Below are 21,480 nucleotides of genomic sequence, written 5' to 3' on the forward strand. Positions count from 1 at the left end.
TTGGCCGGCCGATTGTGATGGCTTGGGGGTCCGGTACGGCTGGTCGGCTTTGGTAAACCGGGTGAGGGGCTGGGGGTGGGCGCTTAAACTGGTGTGGTTATGCCTGATGCCCGGACCGAGTCGTCGAGTCCTTCCCCAGCCACCGGTCCCGTCCAGGACCCCGCCGTACGCCGTCGGCCTCGTCGCCGGCGTGGACCGAAGCCGGGCGGTACGCCGGGATCCAAGCAGGGCTCGACTCAGACCGACACCAGCGACAACCTCCCCGGCGAGGGTGGGTTGTCGGTCGGTGAGGTGGCGGCTCGGTTGGATGGGTTGCTGACGTCTGATCGGGAGCAGCTTGGGCGGCGGTTGGAGCGGGTTCGGGGAACGCAGGATGCGCGGAAGCGGGCGCAGGCGCTCCAGACTCTGGTCGGGGCCGTGGAGCAGGCTGAGCGGCGGGTCGAGGTACGGCGGGCTGCCGTGCCGGAGATCTCTTATCCGGAAGAGTTGCCGGTCAGTCAGCTGAAGGACGAGATCGCGGCGGCGATCCGGGATCACCAGGTGGTGGTGGTCGCGGGTGAGACCGGCTCCGGGAAGACGACGCAGATTCCGAAGATCTGTCTCGAGCTGGGTCGTGGTCTGCAGGGCATGATCGGGCACACCCAGCCGCGGCGGCTGGCGGCGCGGACGGTGGCGGAGCGGATCGCGGAGGAGCTCGGCACCGAGCTCGGCGAGACGATCGGGTTCGCGATCCGGTTCACCGACAAGGTCAGCGACCGGTCGTTGGTCAAGGTGATGACCGATGGCATCCTGCTCAACGAGTTGCAGCGGGATCGCGACCTGACCCGCTACGACACCCTCATCATCGACGAGGCGCACGAGCGCAGCCTGAACATCGACTTCATCCTCGGGTACCTCAAGCGGCTGCTCCCCCGCCGCCCAGACCTCAAGGTGATCATCACCTCGGCGACCATCGACCCCGAGCGGTTCGCCGCGCACTTCGCCGACAGCAGCGGTACGCCGGCCCCGATCGTCGAGGTCTCCGGCCGGACGTACCCGGTCGAGGTCCGCTACCGCCCGATCAACGACCCGGACGACCCGAGCACGATCGACCGCGACCAGACCCAGGCGATTCTGGATGCCGTCGACGAACTCGAGTACGAGGCCGACGGCGACGTACTGGTCTTCCTCAGCGGTGAACGCGAGATCCGCGACACGGCCGACGCGTTGAACGACAAGTTCAAGAGCGATCGGCGAAACACCACCGAGATCCTGCCGCTGTACGCACGGCTGTCGAACGCCGAGCAGCACCGCGTCTTCCAGGCGCACACCAATCGCCGCATCGTCCTCGCGACCAACGTCGCCGAGACCTCGCTGACCGTCCCCGGCATCAAGTACGTGGTCGACCCCGGTACGGCGCGCATCTCGAGATACAGCCATCGCACCAAGGTCCAGCACCTGCCGATCGAGCCGGTCTCGCAGGCCAGCGCCAACCAGCGCAAGGGCCGCTCCGGCCGGACCAGCGACGGCATCTGTATCCGGCTGTACTCCGAGGAGGACTTCGAGAACCGTCCGGAGTTCACCGATCCCGAGATCCTGCGCACCAACCTGGCGTCCGTCATCCTGCAGATGACCTCGATCGGGCTCGGCGACATCGCCGCGTTCCCGTTCATCGACGAGCCGGACAAGCGCAGCATCACCGACGGCCTGCAGTTGCTCACCGAGCTCGGTGCCATCGAAGCCGCCAAGGCCTCCGATCGCCACCGCCGGCTCACCCCGATCGGTCGTCAGCTGGCCCAGATCCCGCTGGACCCGCGCCTGGCCCGGATGATCGTCGAGGCCGACAAGAATGCGTGCGTCCGCGAGGTGATGGTGATCGCGGCCGCGCTGTCCATCCAGGACCCGCGCGAACGCCCGACCGACGCCGAGGCCCAGGCCCAGCAGGCGCATGCCCGCTTCCGCGATCCGAACAGTGACTTCCTCGGGTTCCTGAACCTCTGGAACTACCTGAAGAAGCAGCAGAAAGAGCTCTCCGGCAACCAGTTCCGCCGGATGTGCCGCAGCGAGTACCTGAACTACCTGCGCGTCCGCGAGTGGCAGGACATCTTCGCCCAGCTCCGCCAGGTCGCGTCCCAGATCGGCGTCACCCTGAACACCGGCGAGCCGGCCGATCCGCAGAGCGTCCACGTCGCGCTGATGTCCGGTCTGCTCTCCCACCTCGGCATGAAGGACCCGGCCAACCAGCACCAGTACCTCGGTGCCCGCGGCACCAAGTTCGCCATCTTCCCCGGCTCCGGCCTGTTCAAGAAGCCGCCGCAGTTCGTGATGGCGGCCGAGCTGGTCGAGACGTCCCGTCTGTGGGCGCGGGTGAACGCGAAGATCGAGCCGGAGTGGGCCGAGGATCTCGCCGGGCATCTGATCAAGCGCTCGTACTCCGAGCCGCACTGGGAACGCAAGGCCGGTGCCGTGATGGCCTACGAGAAGGTCACGCTGTACGGCGTACCGATCGTTGCCCGGCGCAAGGTCAACTACGGCAAGGTGGACCCGGAGGTGTCGCGCGAGCTGTTCATCCGGCACGCGCTGGTCGAGGGCGACTGGGACACCCACCACAAGTTCTTCCACGAGAACCGCAAGCTGATCGAGGAGGTCGAGGAGCTCGAGGAACGCACCCGCCGCCGCGACCTCCTGGTCGACGACGAGACGCTGTTCGCCTTCTACGACGAACGTATCGGCTCCGAGGTCGTCACCGGGACGCACTTCGACACCTGGTGGAAGAAGGCCCGGCAGCGGGATGCCGACCTGCTCGACTTCGAGCGGTCGCTGGTGGTCCGCGAGGGCGCCGAGGTCAGGGCCGAGGAGTTCCCGCTGCACTGGACCCAGAACGGGATGACCTTCGATCTCACGTACGCCTTCGAGCCCGGGACCGACGCGGACGGCGTGACCGTGCACATCCCGCTGCTGGTGCTGAACCAGGTCACCGCGGACGGGTTCGAGTGGAGCGTGCCCGGGTTCCGCGAGGAGCTGGTCACCACGTTGATCAAATCCTTGCCGAAGGCAATCAGGCGGAACATCGTGCCCGCGCCGGACCACGCTCGCCAGGTCCTCCCCCAGCTCGACCCGGCCTCCGGCCCGCTCACCGATGCATTGGCCCGCGAACTGCGGAACCTGCGCGACGTGGTGATCGAGCCCGGCGACTGGGACTGGACCCGGGTTCCGGAGCACCTGCGGATGACGTTCCGGGTGATCGACGACAAGGGCAAGACCGTGGCCGAGAGCAAGGATCTCGCCAAGCTCAAGGAACGCCTGAAGCCGAAGACTACGGCGGCCATCTCCAAGGTCGCGTCGAAGGCGGTCAGCGGGCTGGAGCGGTCAGGCCTGACCGACTGGACGTTCGGTGACCTTCCGCGCAGCTTCTCCGAGCATCGCAACGGCCTGACGGTGGCCGGCTATCCGGCGCTGGTCGACGAGGGCAAAACTGTTGCGATCCGGCTGCAGGAGACCGAACGGGACCAGGCCGCCGCGATGTGGAACGGAACCCGCCGGCTCCTGCTGCTGACGATGCCGTCGGTGATCGACGTCGTACAAAGGAACCTGACCAACCAGCAGAAGATGACGCTGATGGCAGGCCCGCACCGCAACGTCGGTGAGCTGCTCGACGATGCGATCTCCGCGGCCGTCGACCAGTTGATGGCCGCTGCCCACGGCCCGGCGTGGAACCTGACCGCATTCTCCGTACTGCGCGACGCCGTACGCTCGGAGCTCGCGGACACCGTTCTCACAATCCTGCGCCAGGTCGAGCAGGTGCTAGCCCACGCGCGCACCGTGGACAAACAGATCTCGCGAGCCTCGAGCCCAGCACTGATCGCAGCGTGGTCCGACGTGCGCGGCCAACTGGAGAGTCTGGTCCACCCGGGCTTCATCACCGAGACCAGCGCCCGGCGGCTTCCGGATCTGGTCCGCTACCTGCGCGGGATGGAGCAACGCCTGGACAAGATCGGCGCCAACGCGATGCGCGACCGCTCCGGCATGGCGATCGTCCAGACCCTCACCGACGAGTACCGCAAACGCCTCCAGGCCGTCCCCACCGGCAAGTACCCCAGCCCCGAACTCCTCGAAGTCCGCTGGATGCTCGAGGAACTCCGCATCAGCCTCTTCGCCCAAACCATCGGTACGCCGTACCCCGTCTCCGAGAAGCGCATCCGCAAGGCGCTGGCGCAGAGCTAGGAGTCGAGGAGGCCGCGGGCGTGGGCGTGGACGGCGGTGCGTAGTTCGGGGGGATCGAGGATCTCGAAAGGCCAATAGATGCGGGTGACCTGGGCGACGAGGGGGCCCAGCTCGTTGGCGGCGAAGCGGACCTCGCAGGTGGTGGCATCGATCGGCTCGACCACTCCTTGGTGTGGCGGTATCGCTCTGCTGACCGTCGCGGCGTCGGCGTGCACGCGGATCCGGGCGACGATGTCCCAGGGCGCCACTCCGGTGCCTTCGGCAACGAGCTTGACCGGGTCGGGTGGGTCGTCGAACCGGTAACGCGCGCCGGTGAGCACGGGGTGGGCGATGCGGTCGACGCGGAACGTTCGCCAGGCCTGCCGGTCGCGGTCACGCGCGACGAGGTACCAGCGCCGGCCGGTGTGCACGATCTGCAGCGGCTCCACGCTGCGCTCGGACTCGGCGCCGTCGTGGGTGCGGTAGCGGAACCGGATCCCTTCGATATCACGGCACCCGGCCGCGAGCGTGACCAGAACCTCGCCATCAACGGTCGGCAGTTCACCCTGGGGCAACTGGGTGGTGTGCGCACCGATCGCCGCGACTTGCGCGCGTAACCGGGCGGGCAGCACCTGGTGGAGTTTGGCCAGCGCGGAGATCGCCGCCTCCTCAACCCCCGACACCGTCGTGGTCGTCGCTACGCGCAGGCCGACCGCGATCGCCACCGCCTCCTCGTCCTCGAGCAGCAGCGGTGGCAGCCGGCCGCCCGGTCCGAGGCGGTAGCCACCACCGATCCCGGCTTCGGCGTCGACCGGGTAGCCGAGTGATCGGAGCCGGGTGACGTCACGCCGTACGGTGCGGGGCGTGACATCGAGCCTTGTCGCCAGTTCGGCACCGTCCCACTGGGGGCGCGACTGCAGCAAGGACAGCAGGCGGAGCAACCGGGCCGCGGTATCCATGGTCCGGCCATTCTGCCTCGACCTGCGGACCGATTCTGTCCGCAGGTCGTTCTACGGTGACGTCATGACCACGACGCTGAAGCAGAACCTCCTGGACCTGTCCGACTTCGCCTGGCAGCGACTGCGCGGCCGGGTGGAGGGCCTGACCGACGAGGAGTACTTCTGGGAGCCGTTCGACGGCTGCTGGACGGTCCGGAAGACCGCGGAGGGCTTCTCCGCGGACTGGGCCTGGATCCCCCCGGAGCCGGCGCCGTTCACCACCCTCGCGTGGCGGATCACCCATATCGTGGACATCCTGCAGGAGGAGCGCACCGCCACCTGGCTCGGACACGAACCGGCGGCCGGCGACGGCGAACTGCCGGTGCCGGAATCGGCCGAGGCCGCCCTGGCAGCGCTCGATCAGGCGTACGACGTCTGGCGCCGGCGCGTTGCCGCACTCAGCCAGGACGATCTCGACCGGCCGATGGGTGAGATCGCCGGTCCGTGGGCCGAGCACGACGGCACCGCGTTCGCCCTGCACATCCTGGACGAACTCATCCACCACGGCGCGGAGGTGGGCACCGTCCGCGATTTCTACCGCGGGGTGCGAGCCGAGGACCCCTTCGCGGCCGCCCTGGCCGGTGAAGTGACACCGGCTGAGCGCCCGGCCCTGCTCGCCGAAGCTGCCGCCGCCCAGCGATGGGACGTCGTTCCGAAGCTCGCCGGCCTGGGCTTCGGCATCAACGAGCGGACCGCGGATGGAGTCTCCGCGGCGCACCTGGCCGCGGGGACCGGCTCGCTGGACACGTTGCGATTCCTGGTGGAGCACGGCGCGGACCTGTCGGCGACCGATCCCCGGTTCGGCGCCGACGTGCTCGGTTGGGCGAAATGGTTCAAGCAGCCGGAGATCGTCGAGTACTTGGAAACGCTCTGATCAGGGCACGAAGGCCCGTTGGGAGCGGTGGCGGAAGTCGCGGGGCGAGAGTTGGTGGGCTGTGGTGAAGCAGCGGGTGAAGTAAGACTGGCTGCTGAAGCCGCAGCGGGTGGCGATGGTTGCCACCGGGGCATTGGTTGCCGCTAGCAAAGAAGCGGCGTGCTCGAGGCGGAGGTCGGCGACGAAGGCTGTCGGTGTCACGCCGTACGTCGAACGCATCGAGCGAGACAGGTGTGCCGGACTGACACCGGCCAGTTCGAGGAGACGTGGAACCCCGCCGCGGAGGTTGTCCTCGGCACGCATCGCCGTACAGGCCTTGGCGAGCCAGCTGGGTGTGCCCGGACCGGCTGTGTCGTCCGCCGGTGCGAGCAGCTCGAGGAGATCAATCCAGAAGCGGACCAGGTCGTACGGGCCTGGCTGGTCTTGAAAGCGTTCCAGTGCGCGGTCGAAGACGGCGATCGCCTCAGTAGCGCGGAAGGTGACGGGCCGCCGCGCCGACGCCCAGCTCGCGGTCGGGTTGGTCCGGGTCAGGTCGAGAAACCCCAGCCAGGCAGAGCTCGGAAAGGCCACGTTGACGAACTCCAGCCCGTCGGGCGCCGAGCCCCGAACGGCGTGCCGGTCGCTCGGCCGGACCAGGACCACGTCCCCGGCCCGGAGCTGCTCGACGCCGGTAGGCAGCAAGTGTTCGCCGCTCCCCGATACGACGCCCATGAACTCGTGGAAGTCCGCATGCGTATGCAACTCGGTGTCGCGGGCGCGGGCCGGGATCCGCACCCGGGCGGCGTGATACGGCCGGCCGAATGCGTGCGCCTCGAACCGCAGCGCCTGACCCACATCAACACGCTACAAGTTCTCGTCAGCTCGCTGCTAGCAGGCAACTGAGGCAACCCAGCAGCATGAAGCCATGTACGAGACCGACGGTTACGTCATCTTCCGCAATGTCATCGACGAACAGCTGATCAAGGAAGTGAACGACCATGTCGAATGGTTGCAGGCCCGGCATCCCGACGTACGGCCCGAGCAGCTCGGGCACATCTACCTGCGCGACGATCCGTTCTGGGTCCGGCTGATCAGTGACGAGCGACTGCTCGACATCGCGGAACAGTTCGTCGGGCCGGACCTGGCGCTGTTCGCATCGCACTACATCTCCAAGCCGCCGTACTCGGGCCAGCCGGTGCTGTGGCACCAGGACGCCGCGTTCTGGCCGCTCGACCCGATGAACGTGGTGACGCTGTGGCTGGCCGTCGACCACTCGACGCCGGAGAACGGCTGCGTGCGGGTGATCCCCGGGAGCCATCGATCCGGCGTCTCCGGGATGCGGGACAACACCGAGGTCGAGAGTGTGCTCGGCAAGGAGATCGCGGTCGAGGTCGACGAGTCGGCGGCGGTCGACATGGTGCTGGCGCCTGGTGACGTCGAGGTGCACCACCCGAACATCGTGCACGGGAGCAACGCGAACACCTCGCCGAACCGGCGCTGCGGGCTGACGATCCGGTACATCCCGACGTCGACGCGGATCACCGATCCCGAGGTGCCGTACCCGAGCGCCTTCCACCTGCGCGGCGAGCCGGGCGTGAACAGCTACCAGCCACGCCCGACGTACGTCGAGGGCCGGCACTTCTCGTTCACCGGCAGCAGCGAGTGGGGCTGAGGCAGACAAAAGCCCGCCCCGGCCAGGTGGCCGGGGCGGGCTGTGCGAAGGCCTACTCGAGGCAGATTCTGAACGGGTGTCCCGCGGGATCGGCGTAGATACGCCAGCCGCGGGCGTTGTCGGCGGGTGGTGGGTCCAGGGGGTCGAGCGGTTCGGCCCCGAGCGCGACCACGGTGGCGTGGCCGCTGGAAAGATCCTCGACGATCAGGTCGAGGTGGAGATCCTGCGCGTCGGTGCCGGGCCACGTGGCCGGCACGTACTCCTCCGAGCGCCGGAAGGCCAGCGTCGAGAACCCGAGCGACGAGCCGGGGCCGGTCAGGCTCCGCCAGTCGTCGTCACCGCTCTCGTCGATGTCCAGGCCCAGCAGCGCCGAGTAGAACTGGGCTAGCTCGAGTGGGTCCAGGCAATCCAGCACCACCGAGCCGAGCCGCCCGGCAGTACTGCCCGGCTGCTCTGCCACCTGCGTCATCTGTCCTCCAACTTCTGTTCACGACTGCCTGCCCGTGTCGGGGCAGGACCGGCCAGGGCCCATCTGGTCGGAAGGCCCGGCCGCCTACGATGACAGGTCGGACGGACAGTTCGCATCTTTCGACACGCCTTCTTGACCGGTCAGCCGGTCGCGGACAGTGAACGGGCGCCAGGATTACCGGTGTACATCCTTCACGGTGGTAGCACGGCGGCGCTCGGAGAGCTTGCGGATCTTCGCCCGGGTGCCGCAGTCCTCCATGGCGCACCAGCGGCGCGAACGGTTCCGGCTGCGGTCGAGGAACAGGAAGCCGCAGCCACCCTCCTCGATCGGACAGGCCCGCAACTGGTGCAGCTCGACGGTCCGCAGCAACTCGACCGCCGCCGCCACCAATCGGTCCGGAATCATCAGCGCCGGCGACGTACCGACTTGAAGTTCGGCGACAGCGCCGCCGGGCACCAGCACCGAACGAGCTGCGGCTGCCGACCATCGCAACGTCAAAAGCTCAAGCGCAGCAGCCATTTCAGCAGACTCGTCACGCCGGGCCAGCACGGTATAGACAGCCTCGCGGATCTCGAGCGTCGCATGGAGTGCCTGCTCAGCCATTCCAGCCGCGCTGTCCCACGCTGTCGCGACCGCAGTCGCCTCGGTGTCGTCGGTCAACTCGATCCGTCGGCTCCAGGCCAGCAGATCGGCAGGCGCCGGAAGGTAGTCGAGCTCATCGGCCGCACCACCGGGCACGCGCGGCGCGACCGTGTTCACCAAGTCGAGGGCCGGATGGCCACCGACAATCCGGAGTACGTCATTGCGGTTGTCTGCCATGCATGAGATGCTACCACCATAATCACTTTTACTGGAATCACAGGTGACGTCATGTTCATCACGTCCCGCAGAGCCCATGCCTCACTGGTCATGCTCGGTGTCGGCACGTTCTCCTATGTGACCATCGAAGTGCTGCCGATCGGACTGCTGACGGTGATCGCCGCCGATCTGGGTCGCTCACGCTCCGACGTCGGACTCCTCGTCACCGGATACGCCGCCGTCGTCGTCCTGGCTTCGATCCCGCTGGCCAGGCTCACCCTGCGGCTCCCCCGCCGACTCGTCCTCGGCACCACACTCGGCCTGATGGCCGTCGGAGCCGCCGTCACCGCGCTGGCACCGACGTACGAGGTTCTCCTCGTCGCACGGCTGCTCACGGCGCTCTCGCACGCTCTCTTCTGGTCGATCATCTTCCCGATAGCGACCGGATTGTTCCCGCCGACCGTCCGCGGCCGGGTGGTCGCGAAGATCTCGATAGGCTCAGCGCTCGCTCCCGTGATCGGCATACCGCTCGGTACCTGGCTCGGTGAGCAGTTCGGGTGGCGGATCCCCTTCGCGCTCATGGCGGTGCTCGGGACCGCGACCTGTCTGAGCATCGCGTGCCTGCTGCCCCGGGTCGACGCCCAGGAGTCCGCGTCGGGCCGCGGCAGCGATCCCGACGTTCGCCGGTACGTCGTGCTCGTCGCCACCACGGCTCTCGGCGTGGCCGGCTTCCTGACCTTCAACACCTACGTCGCGCCGTTCCTGCTGGATGTCAGCGGCTTCACCTCCGGTGCACTCGGTCCGGTCCTCCTGGCCAGCGGACTGGGCGGCCTGACCGGAACTCTGCTCGTCGGCCGGATCCTCGACCAGCATCCGTGGGCTGCGATCGTCCTACCGCTCGTCCTGATCAGTGCGGCGCTGCTCGGCCTCTACACCCTCGGAGACCGGCAGGTGCCTTCGGTCCTACTCGTCGCCACTGCCGGGATGGCCTTCAGCGCGCTGGCGGTCGCCGTACTGAGCAGGACTATGCAGGTGGCTCCCGGCAACACCGACATGGCGTCGGCGGGTACCAGCACGGCGTTCAACATTGGGATCGCGGGAGGCGCCCTCATCGGTGGTGGGCTGCTCGACAGCACCGGCGTGCGGAGTGTCGCACTTGTCGGCGGCCTGCTCGCGGTCGTAGCTCTGGTAATCATGACTGCCGACCCGCCGGTGCTGGCTCGGCGCCGGGTGGCGGTGGCAGAGTGCGAACATGAGCGACCTGGGCGACAGGTTTGTGAAGAGGCGGCATGACCCGCCGACGGGGTTCTTCGAGGTCGAGGCGGCCGGCCTGCGGTGGCTCGCCGTACCCGGTGGTGCACTGGTCGCGGAGCCGCTCGACGTCTCCCCCGGCCAGCTGAGCACGGCCCGACTCGACATCGTTCCGCCGACCGGTGCCGCGGCTGACGAGTTCGGCCGGCGGCTCGCCGTCACGCACAACGCCGGCGCTCGGCACTTCGGCGTACCGCCGGACGGCTGGGACGGTGACGGGTACATCGGGACGATCAGACTGCCGCATGCGGTGGAGCCGCTGAAGTCATGGGGTGAGTTCTACGCGAATCTGCGGCTGCGGCCGTACGTGCGGACGGCGTACCAGCAGGGCTCGATCGATGGGCACCAACTGCAAGTGTTCGAGCGGGTGTGCATCCGGTTGGAGGCCGGAGAGTACGACGACCCGTCCGACGAGCCGAGCCGGATCCACGGCGACCTGTGGTCGGGGAACGTGGTGTGGGCGAAGGGCGGCGTACATCTGGTCGATCCGGCCGCGCACGGCGGTCACCGAGAGACAGATCTCGCCATGCTCGGCCTCTTCGGCCTACCGCAGCTCGAGCGGGTGCTGCGCGCGTACGACGAAGCGCACCCGCTCGCGGACGGCTGGCGCGACCGGGTCGGACTGCACCGTCTGCACCCCCTCTTGACTCACGTAGTCATGTTCGGTGGAAGCTACGTTCCACAAGCCATTGCGATGGCTCACAAGTACGGCTGAGTCACGACCTCCGGAGGCCACCCTGATCCCCCAGCCCGTCACACAGACCGCTCTGCAAGGCCAGACCTTCACGTTGCAGTCCTCTGCGACCGTAGGAGTGGTCACCCCGTCCGAGGCCGCCAGCAGTGTCGCCGACCAGTTCGCCGCCCGGCTGCGCCTCTCCACCGGCTTCCCACTGCCTGTCCAGCCAGGCGCCGGCACCATCACGCTCTCCACCGACGGACCGAGCTCTCTCGGCGCAGAGGGCTACGAGCTCCGCGTGGACGACTCGACCGTGACCATCACGGCAGCCACGCCAGAGGGGCTGTTCCGCGGTGTCACCACGCTCAGGCAGCTCCTGCCTGCCAAGGCCGAAGCCGCCACGGAGCAAGCTGGCCCCTGGGAGATCGCCGGTACGACGATCTCCGACGCACCGCGCTACCCCTACCGCGGCGTCATGCTCGACGTCTCCCGGCACTTTTTCTCGGTCGCCGACGTCAAGCGGTACATCGACCTCGCATCGCTCTACAAGCTCAACCAGCTCCACCTGCACCTGTCCGACGACCAGGGCTGGCGGATCCAGGTGGACTCCTGGCCGGAGCTGACGAAGTACGCCGCCGGCTCCGAGGTGGGCGGTGGACCGGGTGGCCACTTCACGAAGGCGGACTTCGCCGAGATCGTGATGTACGCCGCTGAGCGCTTCATGACCGTGGTCCCGGAGATCGACACCCCGGGACACACCAACGCGGCGCTGGCGTCGTACGCGGAGCTCAACGCCGACGGCGAGGCGACGCCGCTCTACACCGGCACCGAGGTGGGGTTCAGCTCGCTCACCGTGGACAAGGACCTCACCTACGAGTTCCTGGACGACGTGTTCCGGGAGGTGGCCGAGCAGACCCCCGGCGACGTCATTCACCTCGGCGGGGACGAGGCGCACTCGACCCCGCACTCGGACTACCTCACCTTCGTGCCGAAAGCGGCCGAACTGGTCGTCAAGCACGGCAAGCGGGTGATGGGCTGGCACGAGATCGCGGATGCCGACCTTCCGGCCGGCAGCATCGTGCAGTACTGGGGAACCGACGACGACCGGGCACAGGCGCTGGCCCGCAAGGGTGTGACGCAGGGGGCCGAGGTGGTGATGTCACCGGCCAACCGCGCGTACCTGGACATGAAGTACGACCAGGACACGCCCTATGGCCTCGACTGGGCCGGGCTGATCAGCGTGGAGAAGTCCTACAGCTGGGATCCGGCCACCCTGATCCCGGAGTTGCCTGAGAGCGCCGTGATCGGCGTGGAGGCGCCGCTCTGGACGGAGACGCTCGACAACATGGCCACGGTCGAGTTCATGGTGTTCCCCCGGCTACCAGGGGTCGCCGAGCTCGGCTGGTCACCGGCGTCCGCGCTGGAATGGTCCACCTACAAGGACCGCCTCGCCGAGCAGGGGTCGCGGTGGGAGGTCCTCGGCGTGAACTTCTACCGCGCGCCGGAGATCGACTGGCGTTAGCGCTGCAGGACCCGGTCCAGTAGCCACGCAGTGGTCTGGTCCAGGTCCTGTTCGGCGACGGTGTGGTGCGTGGCGTCCGCGTCCGGGGCGTCGCGCACCTCCAGCCGGTAGACGTACCGATCCGGCTGGGGCCGCCCGGAACCCAGGTCGGCGGCGCCGAGGGCCTGTACGGCGGCCTCGAGCCGATCCGCGTCCGGCTCGGCACTGGTGTCGAGCTCGCCGTGCGCCATCAGACCGGCGAAACCCCCGCTACGTGTGACTTTGACGATCAACCCAGCCTCCTTGCGGTTCACCCTTGCGTGCTGCGCAACGAATGTCCAGAGTCGCGCGACACGCCGGAAAACTCGATCAGAATCACGCGGCCATCACCCGGCGTACCGGTGAATGACCTTCGTTGCCATCCCGGCGCAGGCGTGCGCGGCCGCGAATCAGCAGGTCGGCGCGGGGTTTCCGCCGCGGGCCGGCCGAGCGGGGCCTGAATTCGCGCGGCCACGGAGCGTGGCGGGCGGCGACTCGCAGCGACACGTGTTCGTGGTCACCCCTTCCACAAGGCCACAGATCGGCTACAGTTATCGCGTTGCACTTTTGGACTCCCACTGACTTTCGCTGTGCTGCATGGCCGGTTCTGTCTTCTGGGGCCTTTCGGCGACACGTGGCTCATGAGGTGTGGGTCGCGGTTTGTTACAAGCCATCAAGGAGATAGACACAAATGGCTGTCGGTACTGTCAAGTGGTTCAACGCTGACAAGGGCTTCGGCTTCATCACCCCGGATGACGGTGGCGCGGACGTGTTCGCGCACTACTCGGCCATCCAGACCTCGGGCTTCCGCTCGCTGGACGAGAACCAGCGCGTCGAGTTCGAGATCACCCAGGGCCAGAAGGGCCTGCAGGCGGAGAACATCCGTCCGATCTGATCTTTGGATCACCCTTCTAGCAAGTGATCGAAGGGGCCGTGCACCACACCGGTGCACGGCCCCTTCGCCGTCCCGCCTGGGTCCGGCGTGCTAGCGCAGACGCGGAATGATGTCGGTGACGATCGTCTCCAGGGTGTCCTCGGAGCCGGCGTAGACGCCTTCGGGGCGGGGCCAGTGGGTGATGACGTCGGTGAATCCAAGGACGGCGGCGCGGCTGACGACATCTTCGAAGGCGTCGGGGCTGGACAGGGCGTAGCGGGCCGAGTCCAGCGCGAGGTAGCGGTCGAACGGGCGGCCCTCGAGGACGTCGTCCAGCCGGTGGCTGAGGTCGGTGACGGCGGCGAACCAGGTGTCGAAGTCCGGCGACTTCGGGCCGGTGGTGACCCAGCCGGCGCCGTACTGCACGGCCAGGCGGAGTGACCGCGGGCCGTTGGCGGCCATGATGAACGGGACGCGGGGCTGCTGGATGCATCCGGGCAGCGTGCGGCCGTTGCGGGTCTCGAAGTACTCGCCCTTGAAGTCGACGCCGTCAGTCGTCAGCAACTTGTCCAGCAGCTCGACGAACTCCGCGAACCGGTCCACCTTCTGCCGCGGGCTCAGGTCCGGGCCGCCCTGGATGGTCGCGTCGAGGCTGCCGCCCGAACCGATGCCGCAGAGGAACCGCCCGTCGGAAACATCGTCGATGGCGAGGATGTCCCGGGTCAGCGCGAGCGGGTGCCGGAAGTTCGGCGAGGTCACGAAGGTGCCGAGCTTGATTGTGTTCGTCGCCAGCGCCGCCGCCGTCAGCGTCGGCGTCGTCCCGTACCACGGCGAGTCCTGCAGGCCGCTCCAGGTCAGGTGGTCGTACGTCCACGCGTGGTCGAAGCCGTACTCCTCCGCCCGCCGCCACAACGGCGCGGCGTCCTTCCACCGGTACTCCGGCAGGATCGTGATCCCGAAGCGCATGTCCGCACCCTAGCCGCCGACCGGCACGCCGAGCGAATGTGGCCGAGACCACGATTGCCCCCGCCACCCGGCAGCCGAAGTCGCGGTTCCGGACTCGACCGCGTCACCTTCGGTGTCACCGCGGTCATCGCCCTGGCCTTCGTTGCCTGGGGCATCGCCGACGCCTCCACTCTCGGTACGGCGTCCACCTCGGCCCTCGGCTGGGTCGAGCAGAACACCGGCTGGCTGTTCGTCCTGCTGGCCTCCGGCTTCGTCGTCTACGTGATCTGACTGGCGGCCGGCCGGTACGGGCGGATCCCGCTCAGCGCGGACGACGAGCAGCCCGGAGCCGAAGAAGCCGCTGGTGGTGTTCTGGGGCGTCCTGACCGGTGCTGTGGCGGCCGTGATGCTGCTGGCCGGTGATGGTGGGGCCGACGCGCTCCAAGGCCTGCAGAACCTCACCATCGTGGCCGCGTTGCCGTTCGCGCTGGTGATGGTTGGGCTGGCAGTAGCGCTGGCCAAGGACCTGCGGACGGATCCCTTGATGTTGCGGCACGCGATCGGCTCGGAGGCGGTCGAGGCGGCAGTGATCGAGGGTGTCAGCAACCACGGCGAGGACTTCTCGCTGGTGGTCAAACCCCCGGACGACTAGGGGTCTTGAAGGTGGCTAGGGAGCTCGTACCGATGCTCCCTAGCCACACCTTTCCGTCGCGTTCGCGGACGCCGGTGGGCATGTGGAAGCTGGGGTGCTTGGCGCGGAGGTCGTGGACCACTGCGCCCGTCTCGTCGTACGCCTGGATCTCGATGATGTCGGCGGCCTTGGGCTTCAGCGCATCCGGCAGGGCCCAGACGCCCTTCCGCAGGACAGGATGCTTCGGCAGCAGCAGATCCAGCAGCGCGTTGCGTGGCGAGCCGACGGCGACCCAGATCAGTCCGTCCGAGCCGCGGGCGATGTTGTCCGGCAGTCCTGGGATCGAGGCGAGCTGCTCAGGCTCGGCGTCGTCGACGGTGAGATCGAGCTTGAAGAGGCTGTAGGTGGCCGTCTCAGCCCAGAAGAGGGTACGGCGATCTGCACTGAGCGCGACGCCGTTCGGGAAGGCACGGCCGGTCGTCAGCCGGGTCACCACGCCGTCCGGGGTCAGCCGGTACACGCTGCCGGTCGCGGAGTGCTCGAGCAGATCCGCCATCCACTCGTCGATGCCGAACCGGGTCGAGGAGTCGGTGAAGTAGATCGTGCCGTCCTCGGTCACGTCCGCGTTGTTGCAGAAGCGCATCGGCCGGCCGTCGATCTCGGCCAGCAGGGTCGCGATCCGGCCGTCCTTGTCCATGGTCAGCAGGCCGCGATTGGCGTCGCAGATCAGCACCTTGCCGTCGGGCAGCCACTCCAGCCCGAGGGGACGGCCGCCCGTGTCGGCCAGCGTGGAGATCGTCTTGCCGTCGGCGCTGACCCGCAGGATCCGTCCGTCGTACAGGCCAGTCAGGACGCTGCCGTCGTCGTCGATCAGCGTGTCCTCGGGGCCGCCCCCGGGCAACGCGACCGTTTCCACGTCGACGTTCTTGGGGTGCCGCGCCGGCGGCGCGGGCGGAGGAGTCCAGCGAACGGGCGCGATCGACGACTTCATGCCGCAGACCTTAGCGCGCTGCATCCGGATGACCACAAGACGCCACAGCCCGGACCGATCCAGGATCGGTCCGGGCTGCCAACGTCGAACGTGTCTAGAAGATGACCTCGCCGCGGGCGCGCCGGGCGCGCAGCTTCTCCAAGGCCTCCTCGAGGATATCGGCCGCCTCCTGCTCGGAGCGCCGTTCCTTCACGTAGGCCAGGTGGGTCTTGTAGGGCTCGATCTTCGGCGGCGGGGGCGGGTTGTTCACATCGGTGCTGGTCGGCAGACCGCACCGCGGACAGTCCCACGCCTCCGGAATCGACGCCTCGACCGCGAACACCGTCGCGGTCTCGTGCCCGTTGGCACAGAAGAACACGATGCGCTGCCGGGGCGCGCTGTCGCCGCGCTCCGCCTCGCCCATCGGGCCCGCACCGACCCGGCTGCCACGAATAGCGCTGCCACCACCAGCCACGGGAACCTACTCCCCTTCAGCCGAGCTTGTAGAGCAGGCCGAGCGCGACGATGGCGGCGAACCAGACCAGGCCGATGCCGACGGTGATCCGGTCCAGGTTCCGCTCGGCGACCGAGGAGCCGCCCAGGCTGGACGACACACCGCCGCCGAAGAGGTCCGACAGACCGCCACCGCGGCCTTTGTGCAGCAGCACGAGCAGCGTGAGCATGAGGCTGCAGATGATCACGACGATCGAGAAAGCGAGAATCACGAGGAGTAGCCTAACTGAAGGTCCAGGTAACGGCAGATTCCGGCGAATTCGTCCGCCTGGAGGCTCGCACCTCCGACCAGACAGCCGTCGACGTCCGGTTGGGCCATAATGCCACTTGCGCTGGCCATCTTCACCGATCCACCGTAAAGAATCCGTACCGAGTCGGCCACCGAGGGTGAGATCGTCTCCTCGATCCGGCCCCGGATCGCCGCGATGACCTCCTGTGCGTCCTCCGGAGTGGCCACCTCGCCGGTGCCGATCGCCCAGACCGGTTCGTAGGCGATGACGAGCTTGCGGACGTCGTCGGCCTTGATCCCGGCCAGCGCGCCGTCGATCTGCCCCAGGCAGTGGTCGACGTGACCGTCGGCCTTGCGGATCTCCAGGCCCTCGCCGACGCAGACGATCGGGACCAGGCCGGCCTCGAGCGCCTTGGCCGTCTTGGCGTTGACCAGCGCGTCGTCCTCGTTGTGGTACTGCCGGCGCTCGGAGTGGCCGGTCAGTACGTAGGTGCAGCCGAGCTTGCTCAGCATCGCCGCCGAGATCTCGCCGGTGTAGGCCCCCGCGTCGTGCGTCGACACGTCCTGCGCGCCGTACTTGATCTTCATCCGGTCACCGTCGACCAGCGTCTGCACGCTGCGGATGTCGGTGAACGGCGGCAGCACCGCCACCTCGACCCGCTCGAAGTCGTGCTTCTTGTCCTGCAGCGTCCACGACAGCTTCTGCAGCAGGTGCACGGCCTCGACGTGGTTGAGGTTCATCTTCCAGTTGCCCGCCATCAACGGCGTACGGGCAGCTGTGGTGTCAGCCATGTGGGTCAGTCCTCTTCCAGTACGGCGAGCCCCGGGAGCTCCTTGCCCTCCAGGTATTCGAGCGACGCCCCACCGCCGGTGGAGATGTGCCCGAACTGGTCGTCGGCGAAGCCTAGCTGGCGCACCGCCGCGGCCGAGTCACCGCCACCGACCACGCTGAGGCCGTCCACCTCGGTCAACGCCTGCGCGACGGCCTTGGTTCCGCCGGCGAACGCCGCCATCTCGAAGACACCCATCGGGCCGTTCCAGAACACGGTCTTCGCGCCGGCGATCTCGGCCGCGAACGCCTTGCCGGACTCCGGGCCGATGTCGAGGCCGAGCTCGTCGGCCGGAATCGCGTCCGCGGCGACCACCGTCGCCGGCGAGTCCGCCTTGAACTCGGGCGCGACCACGATGTCGGTCGGCAGCACGATCTCGACGCCCTTGGACTTCGCGGTCTCCAGGTAGCCCTTGACCGTGTCCAGTTGGTCGTCCTCGAGCAGGCTCTTGCCGACCTCGTGGCCCTGCGCCTTCAGGAACGTGAAGACCATGCCGCCGCCGATCAGCAGCTTGTCGGCCTTGGCCAGCAGGTTGTCGATCACCGCGAGCTTGTCCGACACCTTCGCGCCGCCGAGCACGACGACGTACGGGCGGGCCGGCTCCTCGGTCAGCTTCTTCAGTACGTCGACCTCGGCGAGCACCAGGCCACCGGCGGCGTGCGGCAGCTTGCGCGCGACGTCGTACACACTGGCCTGCTTGCGGTGCACGACACCGAAGCCGTCGCTGACGAACACGTCGGCCAGCGCCGCGAGCTCGTCGGCCAGCTGCTCGCGCTGCGCCTCGTCCTTGCTCTCCTCGCGCGGGTCGTACCGCACGTTCTCGAGCAGCAGGACCTCACCCTCGTCCAGATGCTGTACGGCGGACTGCGCGGAGTCGCCCGTGACATCGCCGGCGAAGTGCACCGTGATGCCCTCTGGCTGCAGCAGCTCGCCGAGCCGCTTGGCCACCGGGGCCAGCGTGAACTCCGGGTTCGGCGTGCCCTTCGGGCGGCCGAGGTGCGCGGTGACGATCACCTTCGCGCCGGCCTTGGCCAGCTTGATCAACGTCGGCAGGGACGCCCGGATGCGGCCGTCGTCGCCGATCGTCTCGTCCTTGATCGGCACGTTCAGGTCGGAGCGGACCAGCACCCGCAGGCCGGCCAGGTCGCCGAGGTCTTCGATGGTCTTCACGGTTCAGCTTTCCTCGAGATCAGCGATGAGCCTGCGCCCGGGAAGACACCAGGTCTACCGGACGCAGGCTGCGATGTGTGAAGGGTCAGAGCGAAGCGCCGACGTGGTTGACCAGGTCGACGAGGCGGTTGGAGTAGCCCCACTCGTTGTCGTACCAGCCGACGACCTTGACCTGGTTGCCGATCACCTTGGTCAGGCCCGCGTCGAAGATGCAGGAGGCCGGGTCGGTGACGATGTCGGTGGAGACGATCTCGTCCTCGGTGTAGGTCAGGTAGCCCTTCAGCGACCCCTCGGCGGCGGCCGCCCGGTAGGCGTCCTTCACCTCGTCGACGGTGACCTCGCGGCCGACGGTGACGGTGAGGTCGGTGGCCGAGCCGGTCGGGACCGGAACGCGCAGCGCGTAGCCGTCCAGCTTGCCCTTGAGCTCCGGCAGCACGAGGCCGATCGCCTTCGCGGCACCGGTCGAGGTCGGCACGATGTTCAGCGCGGCGGCGCGGGCGCGGCGCAGGTCCTTGTGCGGGCCGTCCTGCAGGTTCTGGTCCTGGGTGTACGCGTGGATCGTGGTCATCAGACCCTTCTCGATCGTGAACGCGTCGTTCAGAACCTTGGCCAGCGGGGCGATGCAGTTGGTGGTGCAGGACGCGTTCGAGATCACGGTGTGCTTCTCGGCGTCGTACAGGTCGTGGTTCACGCCCATGACGATGGTCAGGTCCTCGTTCTTCGCCGGGGCGGAGATGATGACCTTCTTGGCGCCGTTGTCGGCGTGCGTCTTGGCCTTGGTGGCGTCGGTGAAGAAGCCGGTCGACTCGATCACCACGTCGGCGCCGACGTCGGACCACTTCAGGTTCGCGGGGTCGCGCTCGGCGAACGCCTTGAAGCTCTTGCCGGCGACGGTGATGTCGTCGTCGGTGGCGGAGACCTCGCCCGGGAAGCGGCCCAGGATCGAGTCGTACTTCAGCAGGTGAGCGAGGGTCTGGTTGTCGGTCAAGTCATTGACGGCGACGACCTCGATGTCGGCACCGGACGCCTGCGCGGCGCGGAAGAAGTTACGGCCGATCCGGCCGAAGCCGTTGATACCTACGCGTACGGTCACGGGACTGCGTCTCCTCAAAACTAGCTGTCGAGCACTGCCGCTACAGCCCGAAGACTAGCCCAACAGCCCACTGGGCCAACTGGTACCGTCCACATCAGACCACCATGACCGGCCGGTAGCTCCATGAGCAGACCACCCCGACGCGACACTGCCCCGGAAACCTCCCGGGGCAGTGGTTTGTATACCAGTTGACCAGCTGGTGACGTCAGCGCTCCACAGCCGGGGTGGCCCCGCGCGCGCTCAGCGCACCGGCGATGCGGCCCTTGGCCCCGTCCGGACGCCCGGGTGCGGTGGCGCCGTCGACCGGGCGGCGTTCGGCATCCAGCAGTTTCTTGGCGAAGGCTGCGTCGCCGGCCTGGCCCACACGCAGTGCGCCGGCCATCTTGTCCATGGTGCTCGGCGGTGCCGGTACGGCGTCGTCCGGCCAGCTGGCGGCAGGTCCGGTGTCGGCGACCATCTTGCTCTGGCCCTGCTGCTTCGCGGCTTCCTGCTGCTTGCGGTACTCCTCGAGGGCCCTTGCCTGCTCAGCGGCCTTCAGCAGGTTCTCGGTCTTCACCCGCTCGAACTCGTCGCGTGCTCTGGCTTCGTCTTCTGCCGTGCCCATTGGTCTCCGATCGTCGTTGCTTGGGGTACGACGATCCAACCAACGTCGCCGGGGCGTCGTGGGCTCTGCGAGATAACGATCCGGTCAGGCCGGGTCGAGCATCTCGGGGGTGAGGTTGGCTTCGGTGTTGGGGATGTTGAGGTCGGAGGCGCGCTTGTCGGCCATCGCGAGCAGGCGGCGGATGCGGCCGGCGACGGCGTCCTTGGTGAGGGCCGGCTCGTGCAGTTGGCCGAGCTCTTCCAGGCTGGCCTGCTTGTGCTCCAGCCGTAGCTTGCCTGCCACCTGCAGGTGATCCGGTACGTCGTCGCCGAGAATCTCCAGCGCCCGCTCGACCCGCGCGCCCGCCGCGACCGCCGCGCGGGCGGAGCGGCGCAGGTTCGCGTCGTCGAAGTTGGCCAGCCGGTTCGCGGTCGCGCGGACCTCGCGGCGCATCCGCCGCTCCTCCCACGCCAGCACGGACTCGTGCGCGCCGAGCCGCGTGAGCAGCGCGCCGATGGCGTCGCCGTCGCGAATCACCACGCGGTCGACGTTGCGCACCTCGCGGGCCTTTGAGCCGATCCCGAGCCGACGGGCCGCGCCGACCAGGGCGAGTGCCGCCTCCGGCCCCGGGCAGGTGACCTCGAGCGAAGACGATCGGCCGGGCTCGGTCAGCGAACCGTGGGCCAGGAACGCCCCGCGCCAGGCCGCCACCGCGTCACACGACGCACCGGACACGACCGCCGGCGGAAGGCCACGGACGGGCCGGCCGCGGTTGTCGACCAGGCCGGTCTGCCGCGCCAGCGCGTCGCCGTCGCGGACGACGCGGACGACGTACTTGGTCTGCTTCCGGATTCCGGACGGGGAGATCACCACGACGTCCGACGGGTGCCCGAAGATCTCGGCGATGTCCTTGCGCAGCCGCCGGGCCGCGGCACCGCTGTCCAGTTCCGCCTCGACGACGATCCGGCCGGACACCAGGTGCAACCCGCCCGCGAACCGCAACACGGACGACACCTCGGCCTTGCGGCAACAGGGTTTTGTGACCTGAATACTGGTCAGCTCGGACTTCACCTGTGCTGTCATCGCCATAGAAGGCATCCTCCCACCACTGTCAAAGACCCTCGGGGCCCGTCCCTCGATGCG

General features: G+C 68.2%; 23 protein-coding genes. 9 read left to right on the forward strand and 14 right to left on the reverse strand.

Annotated elements, in window-relative coordinates; genetic code table 11:
• Positions 1 to 99: 99 nt before the first annotated feature.
• Complete coding sequence (gene hrpA / locus AB0E63_RS19670) at positions 100 to 4,203, forward strand: ATP-dependent RNA helicase HrpA (RefSeq protein ID WP_360367751.1); 4,104 nt, start codon at positions 100 to 102, stop codon at positions 4,201 to 4,203.
• On the opposite strand, the gene AB0E63_RS19675 is transcribed toward hrpA, so the two are convergent.
• Positions 4,200 to 5,141 carry a WYL domain-containing protein gene (locus AB0E63_RS19675; protein ID WP_360367754.1) on the reverse strand — a complete coding sequence of 314 codons (942 nt, stop codon included), beginning with the start codon at positions 5,139 to 5,141 and terminating at the stop codon, positions 4,200 to 4,202. The genes hrpA and AB0E63_RS19675 overlap by 4 nt on opposite strands.
• A 64-nt stretch (positions 5,142 to 5,205) precedes the next feature.
• Between AB0E63_RS19675 and AB0E63_RS19680 the strand changes: the two genes are divergently transcribed.
• Positions 5,206 to 6,054, forward strand: a complete 849-nt coding sequence (locus AB0E63_RS19680) for a DinB family protein (RefSeq protein WP_360367757.1) — start codon at positions 5,206 to 5,208, stop codon at positions 6,052 to 6,054.
• On the opposite strand, the gene AB0E63_RS19685 is transcribed toward AB0E63_RS19680, so the two are convergent.
• A complete protein-coding gene (locus AB0E63_RS19685; protein WP_360367760.1) occupies positions 6,055 to 6,888 on the reverse strand; it encodes an AraC family transcriptional regulator in 834 nt (277 codons plus the stop codon). It lies immediately after the preceding gene.
• Between the two features lie 70 nt (positions 6,889 to 6,958).
• Between AB0E63_RS19685 and AB0E63_RS19690 the strand changes: the two genes are divergently transcribed.
• A complete protein-coding gene (locus AB0E63_RS19690; protein WP_360367763.1) occupies positions 6,959 to 7,705 on the forward strand; it encodes a phytanoyl-CoA dioxygenase family protein in 747 nt (248 codons plus the stop codon).
• Positions 7,706 to 7,757: 52 nt separating this feature from the next.
• On the opposite strand, the gene AB0E63_RS19695 is transcribed toward AB0E63_RS19690, so the two are convergent.
• On the reverse strand, positions 7,758 to 8,174 hold the full coding sequence (locus AB0E63_RS19695; protein WP_360367766.1) for a VOC family protein: 417 nt from the start codon (positions 8,172 to 8,174) through the stop codon (positions 7,758 to 7,760).
• A gap of 174 nt (positions 8,175 to 8,348) precedes the next feature.
• On the reverse strand, positions 8,349 to 8,993 hold the full coding sequence (locus AB0E63_RS19700) for a CGNR zinc finger domain-containing protein (RefSeq protein ID WP_360367769.1): 645 nt from the start codon (positions 8,991 to 8,993) through the stop codon (positions 8,349 to 8,351).
• Between the two features lie 51 nt (positions 8,994 to 9,044).
• On the opposite strand from AB0E63_RS19700, the gene AB0E63_RS19705 reads away from it, so the two are divergent.
• From AB0E63_RS19705 to AB0E63_RS19715, 3 genes are read left to right on the forward strand one after another with little or no spacing between them, the layout of a single operon-like run.
• Entirely contained in the window at positions 9,045 to 10,265 is a 1,221-nt protein-coding gene (locus AB0E63_RS19705) for an MFS transporter (RefSeq protein WP_360367772.1), read from the forward strand.
• Positions 10,225 to 10,998, forward strand: coding sequence for a fructosamine kinase family protein (locus AB0E63_RS19710; protein WP_360367775.1), 774 nt, complete (start codon positions 10,225 to 10,227; stop codon positions 10,996 to 10,998). Before AB0E63_RS19705 ends, AB0E63_RS19710 begins: the two co-directional genes overlap by 41 nt.
• Positions 10,949 to 12,481, forward strand: a complete 1,533-nt coding sequence (locus AB0E63_RS19715) for a beta-N-acetylhexosaminidase (protein WP_360367778.1) — start codon at positions 10,949 to 10,951, stop codon at positions 12,479 to 12,481. The genes AB0E63_RS19710 and AB0E63_RS19715 overlap by 50 nt, the downstream gene beginning before the upstream one ends.
• On the opposite strand, the gene AB0E63_RS19720 is transcribed toward AB0E63_RS19715, so the two are convergent.
• The gene (locus AB0E63_RS19720) at positions 12,478 to 12,753 is read right to left on the reverse strand and encodes a protealysin inhibitor emfourin (protein ID WP_360367781.1); all 276 of its coding nucleotides are present in this window, start codon (positions 12,751 to 12,753) and stop codon (positions 12,478 to 12,480) included. The genes AB0E63_RS19715 and AB0E63_RS19720 overlap by 4 nt on opposite strands.
• Before the next feature lie 437 nt (positions 12,754 to 13,190).
• On the opposite strand from AB0E63_RS19720, the gene AB0E63_RS19725 reads away from it, so the two are divergent.
• Positions 13,191 to 13,394, forward strand: coding sequence for a cold-shock protein (locus AB0E63_RS19725; protein ID WP_012921273.1), 204 nt, complete (start codon positions 13,191 to 13,193; stop codon positions 13,392 to 13,394).
• Between the two features lie 90 nt (positions 13,395 to 13,484).
• Here the strand turns inward: AB0E63_RS19725 and AB0E63_RS19730 are convergent, their stop codons facing one another.
• Positions 13,485 to 14,339, reverse strand: a complete 855-nt coding sequence (locus AB0E63_RS19730) for an LLM class flavin-dependent oxidoreductase (RefSeq protein ID WP_360367784.1) — start codon at positions 14,337 to 14,339, stop codon at positions 13,485 to 13,487.
• Positions 14,340 to 14,375: 36 nt separating this feature from the next.
• Between AB0E63_RS19730 and AB0E63_RS19735 the strand changes: the two genes are divergently transcribed.
• Positions 14,376 to 14,609, forward strand: coding sequence for a hypothetical protein (locus AB0E63_RS19735; RefSeq protein ID WP_360367787.1), 234 nt, complete (start codon positions 14,376 to 14,378; stop codon positions 14,607 to 14,609).
• A 73-nt stretch (positions 14,610 to 14,682) separates the two neighbouring features.
• Positions 14,683 to 14,970 carry a BCCT family transporter gene (locus tag AB0E63_RS19740; RefSeq protein ID WP_360367789.1) on the forward strand — a complete coding sequence of 96 codons (288 nt, stop codon included), beginning with the start codon at positions 14,683 to 14,685 and terminating at the stop codon, positions 14,968 to 14,970.
• On the opposite strand, the gene AB0E63_RS19745 is transcribed toward AB0E63_RS19740, so the two are convergent.
• The 8 genes from AB0E63_RS19745 to whiA all read right to left on the reverse strand — a co-directional run bounded on the left by AB0E63_RS19745 (position 14,951) and on the right by whiA (position 21,426).
• On the reverse strand, positions 14,951 to 15,940 hold the full coding sequence (locus AB0E63_RS19745; RefSeq protein ID WP_360367792.1) for an SMP-30/gluconolactonase/LRE family protein: 990 nt from the start codon (positions 15,938 to 15,940) through the stop codon (positions 14,951 to 14,953). The two genes, AB0E63_RS19740 and AB0E63_RS19745, sit on opposite strands and share 20 nt — an antisense overlap.
• A gap of 94 nt (positions 15,941 to 16,034) precedes the next feature.
• Complete coding sequence (locus AB0E63_RS19750) at positions 16,035 to 16,394, reverse strand: RNA polymerase-binding protein RbpA (RefSeq protein ID WP_360367795.1); 360 nt, start codon at positions 16,392 to 16,394, stop codon at positions 16,035 to 16,037.
• 16 nt (positions 16,395 to 16,410) lie between these two features.
• Entirely contained in the window at positions 16,411 to 16,644 is a 234-nt protein-coding gene (gene secG / locus AB0E63_RS19755; RefSeq protein ID WP_360367798.1) for a preprotein translocase subunit SecG, read from the reverse strand.
• Positions 16,641 to 17,453 (reverse strand): triose-phosphate isomerase, encoded by an 813-nt coding sequence (tpiA, locus tag AB0E63_RS19760; RefSeq protein ID WP_360367801.1) that lies wholly within the window; start codon positions 17,451 to 17,453, stop codon positions 16,641 to 16,643. The genes secG and tpiA overlap by 4 nt, the downstream gene beginning before the upstream one ends.
• Positions 17,454 to 17,458: 5 nt before the next feature.
• Complete coding sequence (locus AB0E63_RS19765) at positions 17,459 to 18,661, reverse strand: phosphoglycerate kinase (protein ID WP_360367804.1); 1,203 nt, start codon at positions 18,659 to 18,661, stop codon at positions 17,459 to 17,461.
• A gap of 85 nt (positions 18,662 to 18,746) precedes the next feature.
• Positions 18,747 to 19,754: a type I glyceraldehyde-3-phosphate dehydrogenase gene (gap, locus tag AB0E63_RS19770; protein ID WP_360367807.1), complete on the reverse strand. Its 1,008-nt coding sequence runs from the start codon at positions 19,752 to 19,754 to the stop codon at positions 18,747 to 18,749.
• Positions 19,755 to 19,959: 205 nt separating this feature from the next.
• Positions 19,960 to 20,358 (reverse strand): hypothetical protein, encoded by a 399-nt coding sequence (locus tag AB0E63_RS19775; RefSeq protein ID WP_360367810.1) that lies wholly within the window; start codon positions 20,356 to 20,358, stop codon positions 19,960 to 19,962.
• A gap of 84 nt (positions 20,359 to 20,442) precedes the next feature.
• Positions 20,443 to 21,426 (reverse strand): DNA-binding protein WhiA, encoded by a 984-nt coding sequence (gene whiA / locus AB0E63_RS19780; protein WP_132403991.1) that lies wholly within the window; start codon positions 21,424 to 21,426, stop codon positions 20,443 to 20,445.
• Positions 21,427 to 21,480: the final 54 nt, after the last annotated feature.

Source organism: Kribbella sp. NPDC026596 (assembly GCF_040638415.1).
In the GTDB taxonomy this organism is placed as follows: domain Bacteria; phylum Actinomycetota; class Actinomycetes; order Propionibacteriales; family Kribbellaceae; genus Kribbella.

Excerpts from the sequence above, each read along its gene's own strand:
- hrpA (WP_360367751.1), top strand. The coding sequence starts at position 100 with ATGCCTGATGCCCGGACCGAGTCGTCGAGTCCTTCCCCAGCCACCGGT.
- AB0E63_RS19675 (WP_360367754.1), bottom strand. The coding sequence starts at position 5,141 with ATGGATACCGCGGCCCGGTTGCTCCGCCTGCTGTCCTTGCTGCAGTCG.
- AB0E63_RS19680 (WP_360367757.1), top strand. The coding sequence starts at position 5,206 with ATGACCACGACGCTGAAGCAGAACCTCCTGGACCTGTCCGACTTCGCC.
- AB0E63_RS19690 (WP_360367763.1), top strand. The coding sequence starts at position 6,959 with ATGTACGAGACCGACGGTTACGTCATCTTCCGCAATGTCATCGACGAA.
- AB0E63_RS19695 (WP_360367766.1), bottom strand. The coding sequence starts at position 8,174 with ATGACGCAGGTGGCAGAGCAGCCGGGCAGTACTGCCGGGCGGCTCGGC.
- AB0E63_RS19700 (WP_360367769.1), bottom strand. The coding sequence starts at position 8,993 with ATGGCAGACAACCGCAATGACGTACTCCGGATTGTCGGTGGCCATCCG.
- AB0E63_RS19705 (WP_360367772.1), top strand. The coding sequence starts at position 9,045 with ATGTTCATCACGTCCCGCAGAGCCCATGCCTCACTGGTCATGCTCGGT.
- AB0E63_RS19710 (WP_360367775.1), top strand. The coding sequence starts at position 10,225 with ATGAGCGACCTGGGCGACAGGTTTGTGAAGAGGCGGCATGACCCGCCG.
- AB0E63_RS19725 (WP_012921273.1), top strand. The coding sequence starts at position 13,191 with ATGGCTGTCGGTACTGTCAAGTGGTTCAACGCTGACAAGGGCTTCGGC.
- AB0E63_RS19730 (WP_360367784.1), bottom strand. The coding sequence starts at position 14,339 with ATGCGCTTCGGGATCACGATCCTGCCGGAGTACCGGTGGAAGGACGCC.
- AB0E63_RS19735 (WP_360367787.1), top strand. The coding sequence starts at position 14,376 with ATGTGGCCGAGACCACGATTGCCCCCGCCACCCGGCAGCCGAAGTCGC.
- AB0E63_RS19745 (WP_360367792.1), bottom strand. The coding sequence starts at position 15,940 with ATGAAGTCGTCGATCGCGCCCGTTCGCTGGACTCCTCCGCCCGCGCCG.
- tpiA (WP_360367801.1), bottom strand. The coding sequence starts at position 17,453 with ATGGCTGACACCACAGCTGCCCGTACGCCGTTGATGGCGGGCAACTGG.
- AB0E63_RS19775 (WP_360367810.1), bottom strand. The coding sequence starts at position 20,358 with ATGGGCACGGCAGAAGACGAAGCCAGAGCACGCGACGAGTTCGAGCGG.
- whiA (WP_132403991.1), bottom strand. The coding sequence starts at position 21,426 with ATGGCGATGACAGCACAGGTGAAGTCCGAGCTGACCAGTATTCAGGTC.